Origin of the sequence: Streptomyces sp. BE20 (assembly GCF_036322525.1) — a bacterium.
Taxonomy (GTDB): domain Bacteria; phylum Actinomycetota; class Actinomycetes; order Streptomycetales; family Streptomycetaceae; genus Kitasatospora.
Genome location: NZ_JAQYWW010000613.1, coordinates 1 through 315, shown reverse-complemented (window position 1 = coordinate 315; position 315 = coordinate 1). Strand labels below are relative to the sequence as shown.

Here is a 315-nt window from a genome sequence, read left to right as displayed (position 1 = left end):
GTTGTAAGGCATTGCACCGAGCTTGCGACGGCGGCGGTGCGGATCTCGTAGCCGTCGAGGCGGCCGCCGGTGCCGTAGGGGTTGTTGATGATGTGGTCGATGTCGGGGTCGTGGATCTGGTGGAGGACGGCTACCTCGAGGTCGACCACGCCGCCGCCGATGAAGAGCTCGGTGCGTTCGTAGAGGGCGTCGCCGTCGTTCTCGACGGCGTCGTCGAGGCAGCGGTCGATGAGGACGGGGTCGACACCGCGGCCGTGGACGTCCCGGAACCGGCTCCAGGGCATCACCGCCTCCTTGACCGCGATCGGCGCGTCC

The 315-nt window shown here is 68.6% G+C and carries 1 protein-coding gene; it reads right to left on the bottom strand.

From position 1 onward, the window contains the following. A partial coding sequence (locus PUR61_RS12120) for a hypothetical protein (protein ID WP_329878739.1) occupies window positions 1–315 on the bottom strand: 315 nt, incomplete at both ends.